This is a genomic window from Cellulosimicrobium sp. So1_17, from assembly GCF_055181235.1.
The window spans coordinates 1,592,781-1,607,665 of sequence record NZ_CM143702.1 but is presented as its reverse complement, the minus strand read 5'-3'; the positions used below and the strand labels follow the sequence as shown (position 1 = coordinate 1,607,665).

The following is a 14,885-nucleotide window of genomic DNA, read 5'->3' as shown; positions in this document are numbered from 1 at the left end:
CGGGGACGGGCCGCCTCGGGAGGCGCGTCGGTGGCGTCGGACCTGACCGGCGGGGAAATCCCAGGATCCTCGGGGATGATGTCCCGGTGAGCGACACGCCCTCCTTCGACGACCTCCTCACCGAGGACGACGCCCCGCCCCCCGTGACCCGCCGGTCCCTGACGTTCGGCATCTCCCTCCTCGCCACGACGCTCCTCGTCGCGGGCCTCGCCGTGCTGCCGGCGCCGTACGCGGTGCGCTCGCCCGGGCCGACGGAGGACACCCTCGGCGAGCAGGGCGGGAACCCGCTCATCTCCATCACGGGCGCGGAGACGTTCGACTCGACGGGCGAGCTGCGGCTGACGACGGTCTCCGTCGCGGGCGGGCCCGGCTACCCGGTGAACCTCGCCCAGGTCGTGCAGGGCTGGTTCGACGGGTCGCGCTCGGTCCGGCCGGTCGAGGAGGTCTTCCCGCCCGACCGCACGAAGGAGGAGACGGAGGAGCAGGGGCAGGCCGAGATGATCTCCTCGCAGGAGAACGCGACCGTCGCCGCGCTCACGGAGCTCGGCTACGACGTGCCCGCCACCCTGACGGTGCAGGGCGCGAGCCCCGGGACGGGCGCCGAGGGCGTCGTGGAGCCCGGCGACGTGATCGTCTCGCTGGACGGCGACCCGGTCCCGACGTACCAGGACCTCATCGACGGGCTCGCGGCCGTCACGCCCGGCGACGACGTGACCCTCGGCGTCGTGCGCGACGGAGAGGAGACCGGCCTCACGGTGACGACGAGCGACGGCGGCGACACGGCGCTGCTCGGCGTGTTCATCGACCCGGCGTTCGACTTCCCGGTCGACGTGACCATCCAGATCGACGACATCGGCGGGCCGAGCGCCGGGACGATGTTCGCGCTCGGGATCGTCGACCAGCTCACCCCGGAGGACGAGGCGAACGGCGTGTCGATCGCCGGGACCGGGACCATGAGCGTCGAGGGCGACGTGGGTCCCATCGGCGGCATCCAGCAGAAGCTCTACGGCGCGCTGCGCGACGGCTCGACGTGGTTCCTCGCACCGCAGGCGAACTGCCCCGAGGTCGTGGGGAACGTCCCGGAGGGCCTGCGCGTCGCGGCCGTCTCGACGCTCGCCGACGCGCGCGAGGCGATGACGGCGATCGGCGCGGGGGAGGGCGACTCGCTCCCGACGTGCGAGGCGCGCGGCTGACCGCGTCGCCCGGCGTCACTCCCCGGGCGTCCCGGCGCCTGCCGTCACTCGAGCGTCGCGTACAGCGCGGTGACGAGCCCGGGCACGAGGTCCGGTCCGGACGCGACGTCCGCCGCGGCGTCGTGTGCGCGGGACCGCACCGCGCACCAGGCCGGGCCGTCGCGGAGCACGCCGACGGCGAGGCGGACGTCCTGGCGGTCCGGGTGGCTCGCCAGGTAGTCGAGGGCGGCGTCCGGGTCGTCCGGGACGCCCTCCTCCGCAGACGGCGGGAGGACGACCCGTTCGACCACGAGCGCCGTGCCGTCCACCGACGACGGCCACGCGACGCGCCCCAGCGCCTCCTCCAGGTCTCCGTCCACGGCGAAGCCCTCCTGCTCGACCGAGAGCAGGTGGTGCGGGTCCGTCGTCGCCGCCTCGACGACGTCGGCGGGGAGCCGCTGCGCCAGGGACGGGTCCTCGGCCAGGGCGCGCGCGGTGCTGACCAGGGCGAACAGACGTGGTGGGCCGTCCCACCCGGCGTCGGCGGCGTGGGTCTCGACCTCGTGCACGGCGAGCGCCAGGGAGCGCTGGGGGGCCGGGAGACCGGGGCTGGCGGGGATGGTGTCGTCGGCGCTGGGCATGTCCCCATCGTCGCAGAGCGACGTGGCGGCCGGTCGTGGGAACCTTGGGGGAGGTGCGGGCGTTGACCCCGGTGGGCGCGTCCCTGCCGACCGCCCGCCGCACGTCCGAGTCACGACGCAAAGAGGTATACCCACCGTGTCTTTCGCCGCAGCGCCCCGCCGGCCGTCCTCCGGGGCGCGGCCCGCCCGGCGCCGGAGCCCGATCGGGATAGCGATCGCCGTCGTCGGCGTGCTCGTCGTCCTGCTGCTCCTGCTCGCCCAGTTCTGGACCGAGGTCCTGTGGTTCACCCAGCTCGACTACGAGCGCGTGCTGTGGACCCAGTGGGGAACGCGCATCGCGCTGTTCGTCGGGGGCTTCCTCGTAATGGGAGGCCTCGTCTTCCTGTCCTTCTCGCTCGCGTACCGGAACCGGCCGATCTACGCGCCCTCCACGCCGGAGCAGGCGACCCTCGACCAGTACCGCGAGGCGGTGGAGCCGCTGCGCAAGGTCGTGATGATCGTCGCGCCGGCGCTCGTCGGGTTCTTCGCGGGCGCCGCGGCGGCGTCGCAGTGGCAGACGGTGCTGCTCGCGCTCAACTCCGTGCCGTTCGGTGAGACCGACCCGCAGTGGGGCATCGACCTCGCGTTCTACCTCTTCACGCTGCCGGCGGTCCGCTTCGTCGTGAGCTTCCTCATGGCGGTCGTGATCATCTCGGGGATCGCCGCGCTCGCGACGCACTACCTCTACGGAGGCCTGCGCGTCGGGGGTGGCGCCGACTCCGGCCCCCGCACGACGACGGCCGCGCGCGTCCAGCTCTCCGTCACCGCGGCGATCCTCATGGTGCTCATCGGCGCCAACTACTGGCTCGACCGGTACTCGATCCTCACGTCGGGCGGCGCGAAGTTCGACGGTGCCTCCTACGCCGACGTGCACGCCGTCATCCCGTCGAAGGCGATCCTCACCGTGGTCGCACTCTTCGTCGCGGCGCTCTTCGTGGTCACCGCTGTGCGGGGGAACTGGCGTCTGCCGGCCATCGGCGTCGGGCTCATGGTGGTCTCGGCGATCGCGATCGGCGGCATCTACCCCTCGGTCGTCCAGCGCTTCCAGGTCACCCCGAACGCGGCGGAGTTCGAGGAGGAGTACATCCAGCGCAACATCGACTCGACCCAGGCCGCCTACGGCATCGACGACGTGCAGACGGAGGCGTACAACGCCAAGACGGAGGCGGAGGCCGGCGCCCTGCGCGAGGACGCCGACACCACGGCGTCCATCCGCCTGCTCGACCCGGAGATCGTCAGCCCGTCGTTCAGCCAGCTGCAGCAGAACAAGCAGTACTACCAGTTCTCCCGCTCGCTGTCGGTCGACCGCTACACGATCGAGGACGAGAGCCGGGACACCGTCATCGCCGTGCGCGAGCTGAACCAGGACGGGCTCGGCGCGGACCAGCGCAACTGGGTCAACGACCACACCGTCTACACCCACGGGTTCGGTGTCGTCGCGGCGTACGGGAACCAGATCTCGCCGGACGGGCGGCCTGCGTTCTACGAGGGGTCCATCCCGTCGACGGGCGCCTTCACGGACGCGGGCGGCTACGAGCCGCGCATCTACTTCTCGCCCGCGGCGCCCCAGTACTCGATCGTCGGGGCGCCCGAGGGCACGGAGCCGTGGGAGCTGGACTACCCGGTCGACGACGACACCGGCCAGGTGAACAACACGTTCCCGACGCAGGACCTCGCCGGCGGTCCCGAGGTGGGCACGTTCCTGAACAAGGTGCTCTACGCGCTGAAGTTCGGTTCCGAGCAGATCCTGTTCTCCGACCGCGTGACCGAGGACTCGCAGATCCTCTACGACCGCAGCCCGCGCGACCGCGTCGCGAAGGTCGCGCCGTACCTCACGCTCGACGGCCGCGTGTACCCGGCGGTGGTCGACGGACGGGTCAAGTGGATCGTCGACGGCTACACGACCTCGAACGGCTACCCGTACTCGACCTCGGAGTCCCTCGAGGAGTCGACGGCGGACTCGCTCGTCGCCGCGAACTCCGTCGAGGCGCTGGCACCGCAGCAGGTGAACTACATCCGCAACTCGGTCAAGGCGACGGTCGACGCGTACGACGGGTCGGTCGACCTCTACGCGTGGGACGCCGAGGACCCCGTCCTCCAGGCGTGGACGAACGTCTTCCCGTCGACCGTCAAGCCGATCTCCGAGATCTCCGGCGAGCTCATGAGCCACCTGCGCTACCCCGAGGACCTCTTCAAGGTGCAGCGCACGCTGCTCGCCAGCTACCACGTGGACGACGCACGACAGTTCTTCTCGGGGCAGGACTTCTGGCAGAGCCCGCCCGACCCGACGGCGAGCGGGAACGTCGCGCCCCTGCAGCCGCCGTACTACCTCACGCTGCAGATGCCGAGCCAGGAGGCACCCACCTTCTCGCTCATGTCCACGTTCATCCCGGGCGGTGACAGCGACCGGAACATCCTGACGGGGTTCCTCGCCGTGGACGCCGAACCGGGGAACGTCGACGGCGAACGGGCGGAGGGCTTCGGCACGCTGCGCCTCCTCGAGCTGCCGCGCAACGCGACGGTCCCCGGCCCTGGCCAGGTGCAGAACAACTTCGACTCGAACCCGACGGTGTCGCAGGAGCTCAACCTGCTGCGTCAGGGCGACTCGAGCGTGATCAACGGGAACCTGCTCACGCTCCCCGTGGGGGGCGGTCTGCTCTACGTCCAGCCGGTCTACGTGCAGTCCACGCAGGGCACGCAGTTCCCCCTCCTGCGCAAGGTGCTCGTGTCCTTCGGTGACGAGGTCGGATTCGCCGACACGCTCGACGAGGCGCTGGACCAGGTGTTCGGCGGCGACTCGGGCGCGAACGCGGGCGACGCGGAAGGCGGCGTCGAGACCGAGGTCCCCGACCAGCCGGCCGACGGCGAGACGGCGGATCCCGGTGCGCCCGACCCGGGCACGGAGGAGCCGGACGCGGAGGACCCGGCCGAGACGCCGGCCCCGCCGTCCGGTGGTGAGGTCAACGGCGAGGCGCGGGCCCAGCTCGACCAGGCCCTGGCCGCTGCCCAGCAGGCCATCGAGGACGGCCAGACGGCGCTCGCCGAGGGCGACTTCGCAGGCTATGGCGAGGCGCAGGAGCGGCTGCAGCAGGCGCTGGAGTCGGCCCTCGCGGCGGAGCAGGAGCTCGACGCGGCGCCGTCGGGCGGCTGACCCCGGCACGAGCCGGACGGGCGGGACCACCACGGTGGTCCCGCCCGTTTGTCTTTTGGGCCCCGGGGCGCGAGGATCGCTGCTCGTGACCCTCTCTGCAACGGCTTGCAGCAACGATTTCAACGGTGCCACCACGGGCGACCCGCAGAGTCCCGTGGTGCACCCGCTCGCGGGCCTCGCCGAGGTGGAGCGGCTCACGCACCCGTCGGGCGCCGAGCTCGTCGTCGCGTCGCACGGAGGCGCTGTCCTCCGGTGGCGGGCGCCCTGGCGTCGGCCGGACGGCACCGTCGGCGTCGAGGACCTCGTCGACGGCTTCGCCGACGCCCACGAGCTCGCGACGTACGACGCGTCCCGGTCCGCACTCATGGCACCTTTTGTCAACCGTCTGGCAGGGGGCGCGTACGTCTTCGACGGGGTCGCCCACGCCATGGCGCCGGTCGTCGCGGGAGAGCCGGTGCCCATGCACGGTTTCGTCCGGGCGCTCGACTGGGTCGTCGTCTCGCGGACCGAGGCCGCGCGTGCCGAGGGCGAGTCGGTCGTCGTGCTCGGCACCCGCGTGGGGACCGAGGACGTCGCCGGCTACCCCTTCGCCGTCGCCTTCGAGGTCGAGTACGGCATCGGCCCGGCGGGCCTGCGCGTCGAGCTCCGCGCCACGAACACCGGTCAGCAGGACGCCCCGGTGGCCCTCGGCTGGCACCCGTACCTCCGGGTCCCCGGTCATGCGCGCATCGACTCCCTCGAGCTCACCGTCCCGGCCGCGCGCGCGGTCGTCACGGACCCGGGGCTCGTCCCGCTGCCCGGTGCCGCGGCCTTCGCGGAGATCGACGGCGTCGGGCCCCTGGTGCTCGCGGGCGCGAGGCTGGACCACGCCTTCGCCGGGCTGCGCCCGGACGTCGACGGGCGGGCGCGGACCGTCGTGCGCGACCCCAGGACGGGACGGGGCCTCGCTCTGTGGCAGCGCGGCGGGCTGGTCCACGTGTACACGGGCGACGGGCTCGCCCGCCGCGGGCGCGCGGCGCTCGCGGTCGAACCCGTGAGCACGCTGACGAACGCGTTCAACCGTGCCGACTGCGAGCCGGACGTGCGCCTCGCCCCGGGCGAGACGCGCCGGTTCGAGGCCGGGGTCGAGCTGCTCGGGCAGCAGGTCGGCGACCCGGCGTGACGCAGGTCTCGCCGACCCGATTTGGCCCGTCCGGCGGTGTGTGCGTAGAGTAGTGATCACCGACGCGGGGTGGAGCAGCTCGGTAGCTCGCTGGGCTCATAACCCAGAGGTCGCAGGTTCAAATCCTGCCCCCGCTACACAGGATGTCGCAGGACATCGAGAAGGCCCGGACCCACTCAGTGGGTCCGGGCCTTCTGCCATGCTCGGGGCAGAGAGGCCTGACGGGCGGATCGGAACAGGTCACCGTGAGGCCGAGCGGTGCACCGCGACGGTCCCAGGGTGCTCCCGGTGACGAGCCACACAGCGCCGGTGGGCAGGACGGGAAGCCACGGCGTGGTGGCCGGCGTTATCGTCAGTGGCCGGCGCCCACGACTCCCGCGGCGCCCGACACCCGGAAGGTCACCATGCGCCGTCTGCGTCCCCGTACCCGTCCCGCCGCCCTCACCGCTGTCACGGTCGCGGTCGCCGCGCTGACCCTCGCGGCCTGTTCGTCCGGCGGCACGGACGGAGGCGACGACGCGACGACCGATGGCGCCGCGCCGTCGGGCGACACCGCCTGCGAGGCCGGCGCGCTGCCGACGCTCACGGACGGCGTCCTGACCGTCGGGGCGGGCGAGCCCTACCTGCCCTGGTACGTGGGAGAGCCCGAGTCTGGCGAGGGGTTCGAGTCCGCGCTGATCTACGCGGTCGCAGACCGTCTCGGCTACGCCGCCGAGGACGTGCAGTGGGAGACCGTGACGTTCGAGCAGATCGTCAGCCCGGCCGTGAAGCCGTTCGACGTCGCCGCGTACCAGACGTCGATCACCGACGAGCGCCGGCAGGCCGTCGACTTCTCGAGCCCGTACCTCACGACCCGGCAGGGCGTCATCGTCATGGAGGACGGCCCGTACGCGGACGCGACGAGCCTCGCCGACCTCGAGGGCGCGCGCATCGGGGTGACGGCAGCGCAGACCAGCCTCACGCTGTCCGAGGCCGCGTTCGGCGAGGACGCGGACATCTCGCCGTACAGCGCCGCGGGGGACGGCATGCAGGCGCTGCAGTCCGGGACGATCGACGCGATGGTCATGGACGTCGACCAGGGCATGGCCGCGTCCACCGAGTACTTCCCCGACTCCGTGGTCATCGGCACGCTCCCGGACGAGGGCGTCGTCGAGCAGTACGGCCTCGTGCTCGACGTCGGCTCCCCGCTCACCGACTGCGTGTCGCAGGCGGTCGACGCGCTCGAGGAGGACGGCACGCTCGCCGAGCTGCGCACGACGTGGCTGAAGTCGGACGACGTCCCCGTCCTCGAGTGAGCGCGACGTGACCGAGCCCGACGGCGCCCCCTCGCCCGGGCGCGAGCACGCACGCGGCGAGCGGGTCGCCGACGTGCCCGACGACGCCCGGTCGCCGGCGGACTCCTGGTCGCCCTCCCCGCTAGCCCTCGACCGCGCCGCGTTCCGGCGTGCGCAGCGACGGCGCTCGGCGCTCGTCGCGGTCGTGAGCACCGTGGTCGTCGTCGCGACGGTCGTGCTCGTCGTGGTGAACGCGCCCGGCTGGGAGCGGGCGCGGACGGCGTTCTTCGACCCGGCGACGGCGTGGGAGTCGTTGCCCGCGATCCTCGAAGGCCTGTGGCTCAACCTGCGCGTGTGGGTCGCCGCGGGCGTGATCGGGACGCTCCTGGGTCTGGCGCTGGCGATCGCGCGCACGAGCCGCATCCCGGCGCTGTTCCCGCTGCGGGCCTTCGCGATCGGCTACGTCGACCTCTTCCGCGGCGTGCCGCTCCTGCTCGTCCTGCTCCTCGTCGGGTTCGGGCTGCCCGCGCTGCGCCTGCCGTGGCTGCCGTCGTCGGGCGCGTTCCTCGGGGCGCTCGCGATCGTGCTCACCTACACCGCGTACATCGCGGAGGTGTTCCGCGCGGGCATCGAGTCGGTGCACCCGTCCCAGGTGGCCGCGGCGCGCTCGCTCGGTCTGACGCGCGTGCAGACGACGCGGCGCGTCGTGCTGCCCCAGGCGCTGCGCAACGTCACCGCGCCGCTCGCGAACAACCTCGTCGCGCTGCAGAAGGACTCGGGGCTCATCTCGGTGCTCGGCGCCGTCGACGCGATCCGCGCCGCCCAGATCGCGACGACGGGCAGCTACAACTTCACGCCGTACGTCGTCGCGGGCGTGCTCTTCTTCCTCGTGTCGTTCCCGCTGACGCGGGCCGTCGACGCCTACCAGTCACGTCGCGGCTGGGGTCGCTCGATCGCGACCGTGAGCGGGGCGGGGGACATCCGATGAGCCACCTGCTCTCCCTGCGGGGCGTGCGCAAGACCTACCCGGCGCCGTCGCGCGGCACCGGACGCGACCGCCGTCCGCCGGAGCCTCCCGCGGGACCACGCGTCGTGCTCGACGGCATCGACCTGGACGTCGACCGGCATCGCTGCGTCGTGCTGGTCGGGGCGTCGGGGTCGGGGAAGTCCACGCTGCTGCGCGTGGTCAACCTGCTCGACGACGTCGACGACGGCGAGATCCTGCTCGACGGGCAGGACGTCGCCGACCCGCGGCTCGACGCGAACGCCGTGCGCGCCCGCATGGGCATGGTGTTCCAGGCGTACAACCTCTTCCCGCACATGCGCGTGCTCGACAACGTGACGCTCGCGTCGCGTCTCGTGCACGGGCGGTCGAAGGAGGAGGCCGAGGTGGCGGCGGTCGCGATGCTGCGCCGCGTGGGCCTCGGGCACAAGGCCACCGCGTACCCCGACCAGCTCTCCGGCGGCGAGCAGCAGCGCGCGGCGATCGCGCGCGCCCTGGTCAACGAGCCCGAGCTGCTGCTGCTCGACGAGGTGACGTCGGCGCTCGACCCGGAGCTCGTCGGCGAGGTGCTCGACCTCCTCGCCGACCTGCGTGCGGAAGGCCGGACGATGCTCGTCGCGACGCACGAGATGGGCTTCGCCCGCCGCGTCGCCGACGAGGTGTGCTTCCTGCACGACGGTCGCGTGCACGAGCGGGGCACGCCCGAGCAGGTGCTCGGTGACCCGCAGCGCACGCGGACGCAGGAGTTCCTGCGCCGCCTGACCTCCTGACCATCGTCCTGGGGGCGCCGAACACGACCTGAAGGTCGCCAGCGGCGCGTTGACGACGCTCAGGTCGTGCTCGGCCGTCCGTGAGGTCGTGGTCGGCACGCGGCGGTCCCTGCTCGACGGCGTCGTGGCGGGCCGGTAGGGTTCCCCCCAGCGTCGCGTGCCGGTGACGGACTGCGTCAGGCATGGAGGCGTCGAACCCGGAAGGGGGTGCCCGTGCGCCACGTACGGACCCTTTCCTCGTTCCTCACCCGTGGGTGAGGGCGAGAAGACCAGGCTGGTGGCCTGGTACGACGAGATGAAGACCGTGCACCGCCGGCTGCGACGAGCGCTCGAGCTGGTGCGGGAGACCGCTGACGAGGAGAACCTCGTCGACGAGCCGGCGGCGGACGGAGCGGACGGCGACCCCGGACACCCGGGACCGCGCACGCCGCACGACGTCGCGCACGCGGAGCTGCTCGTGTACTGCCGCGGGTTCTGCACGGCGTTGACCCGGCACCACACGAGCGAGGACACGACGCTCTTCCCGGAGCTCGAACGTCGTCATCCGGAGCTCGGCGCGACCCTGCGCGCGCTGCGCCAGGACCACAGCATGATCGCGTACCTGGTCGCCGACCTCGAGCAGACGCTGGACCGCGTCGCACGCCCGACGGGCGACGCGGTACGCGACCTGGGGGCGAGCCGCGAGGCTGTCCTGCGCCACCTCGACGGCGTCGGCGCGATCATGGAGTCGCACTTCCGGTACGAGGAGAAGGAGCTCGGGGGAGTGCTCGCCGCGCTCGACCTCGACGCGGACCGCGAGGGGGTGCTCGGCCCGTTCTGACCGACCGTCGACGGTCGGCCGGCGCAGGTCGTCAGGGCCGTGGGTCACCCCGGTGACCTGTGGCCCTGACACCTCCGCGGTCGCGGGTGGGGTGCGGGCTGCGAGAGTGGAGCCATGGTCAACCGCCTCGCCGACGCCGTCAGCCCGTACCTGCGCCAGCACGCCGACAACCCGGTCGACTGGTACCCGTGGGGCGCGGAGGCGTTCGCCGAGGCGCGGCGTCGCGACGTGCCCGTCATGGTCTCGGTCGGGTACGCGACGTGCCACTGGTGCCACGTCATGGCGCGGGAGAGCTTCTCCGACGTCATGATCGGCGCGGCGCTGCGCGAACGGTTCGTCGCCGTCAAGGTCGACCGCGAGGAGCACCCCGACGTCGACGCGAGCCTCATGGCCGCCGCGAGCGCCTTCACGCAGCAGCTCGGGTGGCCGCTCACGGTCTTCACCTCGCCCGACGGCGCGCCGTTCTACGCCGGGACGTACTGGCCCCCGGTCCCCGTCCAGGGCAGGCCGGCGTTCCGTGACGTGCTCGACGCCGTCGCGCAGGCCTGGGAGCAGCGGCGGGATCAGGTGCTGGAGACGGGCGAGACGATCCGCGACGCGCTGCGGGAGGCCGCGGGCGGCACAGCGGCACAGGGTGAGGGACGCAGTGCGGGACACGGCGGGCCGGACGGCTCGGCGCCGCTCCTCGCCGACCTGCCGGCCGTGGCCACGCAGGTCCTCGACCGGCTCGAGGCGGCCCAGGACCGGATCCACGGCGGGTTCGGCGGCGCGCCGAAGTTCCCCGTGGTGCCAGCGCTCGAGCTCCTGCTCGACGTCGCGGCGTCGTCGGTCGTCCACCCGGCCGACGCGGAACGCGCGCTCGCCCTCGCGGGCAGCACGCTCGACGCCCTGGCGGCGAGCCCGCTGCGCGACGTCGACGGCGGCTTCTTCCGGTACGCCACCCGGCCTGACTGGTCGGAACCTCACTACGAGCGGATGCTCTACGACAACGCGCAGCTCCTCTCCGCGTACACGACCCTCGCCGTGCTGCGCCGCTCCCGCGGGCACGGCCCCGCGAACCCGGACCCTGCCACCGACCCTGGTGCGGGGGCCGCGGAGGCCGCTACCGGCGTCGGGCACTTCCTCCTGAGGACGCTGCGGCTGCCCGGGGGCGCGTTCGCGAGCGCCCAGGACTCGGAGTCGACGATCGACGGGCGACGCGTCGAGGGCGGGTGGTACCTGCTCGACCCCGCGGGGCGTGCCGCGCACGAGCCGCCGCCCCTGGACGCGAAGGTCCTCACCGGGTGGAACGGCCTCGCGATCGAGGCGCTCGCGCGTGCCGGGCACCACCTCGGCGTCCCCGCGTTCACGGACGCCGCGCGGGCCGCCGTGGACCACCTGCTCGACACCCACGTCCGCGGCGACGGCTCGCTCGTCCGGGCGTCGGTCGACGGCAGGGCCTCGGACGCCGTCGCGACCCTCGAGGACCACGGTGCGCTGGCGACCGCGCTCCTCACGCTCGGCGGGCTCACGGGCGAGGTCCGGTACGTCCGCGACGGGCTGCGGCTCGTCTCCGCGACCGTGTCCGACGGCGCCCGGCTCAGCGCGCCGGGAGGCGTCGACGCGGTGCTCGCGGACCTGGGCCTCGACGCGGGCGCGGCGGCCGACCCGAGCGAGGGCGCGGTCCCGTCCGGCCCGACGTCGGCCGCACGGGCGGCGCTGCTGGCCCACCGCCTGACGGACGAGCCGCGGCTCGTCGACGCGGTCCGATCCCAGGTCGCGGCGGCGCCCGGCGCGGAGACACGGCCGCTCGCGACCGCCGGGCTGCTGCGTCTCGCGGTGGTGCTCGCCGAGCCCGCCCACCAGCTCGTCGTCGTGGCCGACCGGTCGCGGGGGGAGGGCTTCCTCGACGCCGCGCGGTCCTGGTACCGACCGGGCGCAGTCGTCCTGTCGGCGACCCCCGACGATGCCCGCGCGCTCGCGGACGACGGCGTGGTCGCGCTCGCCGACCGCCCGCCGGGCGCGTACCTCTGCACCGACTTCGTCTGCCGCCTCCCTGCCCGCGACCCGGACACCCTGCGGGCGCAGCTCGAGGTCTGAGCACCCGAGGACGGCGGGCACGGTCGCTGCACGGACTCCGTCCGGCCGACGCAGGTGCAGCCCTGCCGGTCCGGTCGCATGATGGGAGGACGAACCCCGACCGCACCGGCGCGGCACCGGGCGCGGCCGGGACGGCCGGAGGAGGAGTCATGAAGGCATCGGTCGGAGACAGGATCGTGACCGCCTCGGGGGTCGTGGGCGGTGCGGTGCGGGACGGCGTGGTGGTCGAGCTGCGGCACGACGACGGCACCCCGCCCTACCTCGTCGAGTGGACGGACACGGGCGAGCGCACGCTCGTGTACCCGGGGTCGGACAGCTACGTCGAGCACGTCCCGGGCGCGGAGAACGGCGGTGGGGGCACGGACACCACGAAGGTGTGGCGCGTCCAGGTGAGCCTCGTCGAGTCCGAGGGGCGCACGACCGCGGAGGCGGTCCTCGTCGCCGACTCGCCCGAGCACCTGCGCACCGTGGGGCGTGCGCGTCGCGACCCGCACGACACCGACGTCCCCCTCATCGGCGACGAGATCGCCGTGGGGCGGGCGCTCCGGCGGCTCGCGGACCGCCTGCTCGACGACGCGGAGTCGGACATCGAGTCGTCCACCGGCGCACCCGCGCACGTCCACCTGTGACGGGCGAGCCGCCGAGGACGGTGCCGGACCGGGCGAGCGGGCTGCGCGCCGTCGTGCACGGTCACGTGCAGGGCGTCGGCTTCCGCTGGGCGACGCGGCAGCGGCTCGGCGCGCTCGGGCTCGACGGCGCGGCGACCAACCTGCCCGACGGCACGGTCGAGGTCGTGGCTGCGGGTCCCCCCACCGCGCTCGAGGAGCTCGTGGGCTGGCTCCGCGACGGTCCGACGCCCGGCCGGGTCACGGGCGTCGACGTCGCGCGCAGCTGAGCCGCGGCGTATCACGTCGGCTGCGCGGGTCCTCCCTCCAGGCGGATCCCGGCGACGACGCCGGGCGGGCGCGGGAGGGGTCATGAAGCGGCTGGTGCTGTGCTGCGACGGCACGTGGAACTCGCCGGTGAACGCGAGCGTGTCGAACATCGAGAAGATCGCGCGGTCGGTCCGGACGGGCATCGGCCCGGACGGCGTGCAGCAGATGGTGTTCTCCATCGAGGGCGTCGGGGCGCAGGGCTACCTCGTCGACCGCCTCCTGGGCGGCGCGTTCGGGTACGGGCTGACGCGCAACGTCGTGGCGGGGTACCGCCACCTCGCGCTCAACTACGAGCCGGGCGACGAGATCTACGTGTTCGGCTTCAGCCGCGGCGCGTACACGGCGCGCAGCATCGTCGGGATGGTCGCCACGGTGGGCCTGCTCACGCAGGATGCGCTCGCGCGCGACCACCTGTGCGACGCGGAGCGCATCTACCGCCTCCAGGACCCGGAGCGGCGTCGGGAGCTCGCCGCGACCTTCCGCGCCGAGCACTGCCACGAGCACGTCCCGGTCGCGTTCCTCGGGGTGTTCGACACCGTCGGTGCACTCGGCGTGCCCGGTCTCTCGCGCCGCCGCAGCCGGTTCCACGACCTCCGCCTCTCGACCGCCGTCGAGCAGGCGCGCCAGGCGCTCGCGATCGACGACCGCCGCATCACCTACGAGCCGTGCCTGTGGGAGGTGCCCGTGTCGATGGCCGAGCGGGTCAAGCAGGTCTGGTTCCCCGGCGCGCACAGCGACGTCGGGGGCGGGGCCCCGGCGCGCGCCCTCTCGGACTCCGCGCTCCTGTGGATGGTGGGCGAGGCGATCGCCCGCGGGCTGTCGTTCGACGAGGACCGGCTCTTCGCCCAGCTCCGGCACGAGGACACGCTCGTGTGCCGGTTCCGGCCGGGTCTGCTCTTCGGCACGATCAACCTCGTCAAGCGGCTGCGCCACCGGCCACGGTTCCAGGGCACCCTCCGCGTCCTGGGCGGCGTCCCGGTCGCCCCGGACCACGTCGACGCCGTGTACCTCGCGCAGACGGCCGAGCAGCTCACCGCCGACCCGTCGACCCCCTACGCCCGCCACGCGCGCAACGTCACCTGGTGGCGCGACGACGTGGGGGACGCGCTCGTGCAGCGGGTCGAGCCCGTGCCCGGGGCGGCGCTCGAGAGCCGACCGCTCGTGCTCGGCTGACGCCCCCTCGCGGCGCGGAGGGACGGCTCCCGTGCCATCCTGGGCCGGTGAGCGAGCAGCCCTCCGTCCCCGTCGACGCCGACCGCCTCGTCCCCTCCGACGCCCACGTGCTGGGCGATCCCGACGCCCCCGTGACGATCGTCGAGTTCGGCGACATGGAGTGCCCCTACTGCCGCGACGCGGCGCCCGTCCTGCGCGACGTCGTCGCGTCGTCGGGCGGGCGGGTGCGGCTCGTGTTCCGCCACTTCCCGCTGTTCGAGCTCCACCCGCACGCTCTCACCGCGGCCCTCGCGGTCGAGGCCGCCGGCGCGGCGGGGCGGTTCTGGGAGATGCACGAGGCGCTGTACGAGCACCAGGACCGCCTCGACGACGCCGGTCTCGCGGAGCGCGCCGGCGAGCTCGGTCTCTCGGCGGAGTCGGTGGTCGGCGACGAGGTGCAGCAGCACGCCGACGCGGTGCGGCGCGACTACGCCGACGCCCTCGCGCTCGGGGTCCAGGGCACGCCTACCCTCTTCGTGAACGGCGAGCGCTACCGCGGTCGGGTGACCGCCGAGGGCCTCGAGGCCGCGATCACCGCAGCCGTCGCGAGGTAGTACCGGGGTCGCGCGAGGTAGTACCGCGGTCTTCGTGGCCGACGGCGCGTGGTCGCACCGGATGTCGGGGTCA

The 14,885-nt window shown here is 73.6% G+C and carries 13 protein-coding genes and 1 tRNA gene; 13 read left to right on the top strand and 1 reads right to left on the bottom strand.

All coding sequences use genetic code 11. From position 1 onward, the window contains the following. The first annotated feature begins 86 nt into the window (after positions 1-86). Complete coding sequence (locus ACZCLJ_RS07160; RefSeq protein ID WP_463105958.1) at positions 87-1,193, top strand: YlbL family protein; 1,107 nt, start codon at positions 87-89, stop codon at positions 1,191-1,193. A 44-nt stretch (positions 1,194-1,237) separates the two neighbouring features. Here the strand turns inward: ACZCLJ_RS07160 and ACZCLJ_RS07155 are convergent, their stop codons facing one another. Further along, a complete protein-coding gene (locus ACZCLJ_RS07155) occupies positions 1,238-1,813 on the bottom strand; it encodes a PPA1309 family protein (RefSeq protein ID WP_463105957.1) in 576 nt (191 codons plus the stop codon). Positions 1,814-1,949: 136 nt separating this feature from the next. Here ACZCLJ_RS07155 and ACZCLJ_RS07150 point away from each other — a divergent pair, with 136 nt between their 5' ends. From ACZCLJ_RS07150 to ACZCLJ_RS07095, 12 genes are all read left to right on the top strand, one after another. Then, positions 1,950-5,003, top strand: coding sequence for a UPF0182 family membrane protein (locus ACZCLJ_RS07150; RefSeq protein WP_463105956.1), 3,054 nt, complete (start codon positions 1,950-1,952; stop codon positions 5,001-5,003). A gap of 85 nt (positions 5,004-5,088) precedes the next feature. Beyond that, positions 5,089-6,165, top strand: coding sequence for an aldose epimerase family protein (locus tag ACZCLJ_RS07145; RefSeq protein ID WP_463105955.1), 1,077 nt, complete (start codon positions 5,089-5,091; stop codon positions 6,163-6,165). A 63-nt stretch (positions 6,166-6,228) separates the two neighbouring features. After that, a tRNA-Met gene (locus ACZCLJ_RS07140) sits at positions 6,229-6,302 on the top strand. Between the two features lie 267 nt (positions 6,303-6,569). Continuing rightward, positions 6,570-7,460, top strand: a complete 891-nt coding sequence (locus tag ACZCLJ_RS07135; RefSeq protein WP_463105954.1) for an ABC transporter substrate-binding protein — start codon at positions 6,570-6,572, stop codon at positions 7,458-7,460. A gap of 7 nt (positions 7,461-7,467) precedes the next feature. Next, positions 7,468-8,427 (top strand): amino acid ABC transporter permease, encoded by a 960-nt coding sequence (locus ACZCLJ_RS07130; RefSeq protein ID WP_463105953.1) that lies wholly within the window; start codon positions 7,468-7,470, stop codon positions 8,425-8,427. Then, a complete protein-coding gene (locus tag ACZCLJ_RS07125) occupies positions 8,424-9,212 on the top strand; it encodes an amino acid ABC transporter ATP-binding protein (protein WP_463105952.1) in 789 nt (262 codons plus the stop codon). Before ACZCLJ_RS07130 ends, ACZCLJ_RS07125 begins: the two co-directional genes overlap by 4 nt. A 277-nt stretch (positions 9,213-9,489) precedes the next feature. Further along, a complete protein-coding gene (locus tag ACZCLJ_RS07120) occupies positions 9,490-10,032 on the top strand; it encodes a hemerythrin domain-containing protein (protein ID WP_463105951.1) in 543 nt (180 codons plus the stop codon). A gap of 114 nt (positions 10,033-10,146) precedes the next feature. Continuing rightward, positions 10,147-12,111, top strand: coding sequence for a thioredoxin domain-containing protein (locus ACZCLJ_RS07115; protein WP_463105950.1), 1,965 nt, complete (start codon positions 10,147-10,149; stop codon positions 12,109-12,111). Between the two features lie 149 nt (positions 12,112-12,260). Beyond that, on the top strand, positions 12,261-12,740 hold the full coding sequence (locus tag ACZCLJ_RS07110) for a dsRBD fold-containing protein (RefSeq protein WP_251153167.1): 480 nt from the start codon (positions 12,261-12,263) through the stop codon (positions 12,738-12,740). Continuing rightward, entirely contained in the window at positions 12,737-13,006 is a 270-nt protein-coding gene (locus ACZCLJ_RS07105) for an acylphosphatase (protein WP_463105949.1), read from the top strand. The genes ACZCLJ_RS07110 and ACZCLJ_RS07105 overlap by 4 nt, the downstream gene beginning before the upstream one ends. A gap of 82 nt (positions 13,007-13,088) precedes the next feature. Continuing rightward, on the top strand, positions 13,089-14,219 hold the full coding sequence (locus ACZCLJ_RS07100; RefSeq protein WP_463105948.1) for a DUF2235 domain-containing protein: 1,131 nt from the start codon (positions 13,089-13,091) through the stop codon (positions 14,217-14,219). A gap of 47 nt (positions 14,220-14,266) precedes the next feature. Next, on the top strand, positions 14,267-14,812 hold the full coding sequence (locus tag ACZCLJ_RS07095) for a DsbA family protein (RefSeq protein ID WP_463105947.1): 546 nt from the start codon (positions 14,267-14,269) through the stop codon (positions 14,810-14,812). Positions 14,813-14,885 lie beyond the last annotated feature (73 nt).